We start from the raw sequence: 263 nt of genomic DNA, 5'->3' as shown, positions 1-263 counted from the left end.
CCTGGGAATCGGACGACGGCACGCGGCTGCGCTTCTTCCTGCGGCGCCTGGCCGACGGGCAGGAGATCCTGCGCACCGAGGGCAAGGCCCGCCTGGCGCCGGGCGAGGGCGGGGAGGCCATCTACAGCACGCCGGCCGAGCGCACGGTCGACCTGCCGCCCGATACGCTGTTTCCCAAGACCCATACCGAGGAAATCGTCCGGACCGCGGCGGACGGCGGCACGCTGCTGTGGCGCCACATCTTCGACGGCACCGGCGAGAAC

At 72.2% G+C, this 263-nt stretch carries 1 protein-coding gene; it reads left to right on the top strand.

What is annotated here, in order from left to right; genetic code table 11:
- Positions 1 to 263: EipB family protein (locus tag R0J92_RS23840; protein WP_411053498.1), on the top strand; the 263-nt coding region annotated here is incomplete at both ends.

This window comes from Tritonibacter sp. SIMBA_163, assembly GCF_046535935.1.
Taxonomy (GTDB): Bacteria; Pseudomonadota; Alphaproteobacteria; order Rhodobacterales; family Rhodobacteraceae; genus Epibacterium; species Epibacterium scottomollicae.
The sequence above is the reverse complement of the archived record's forward strand: the minus strand, read 5'-3'. Positions and strand labels throughout refer to the sequence as shown.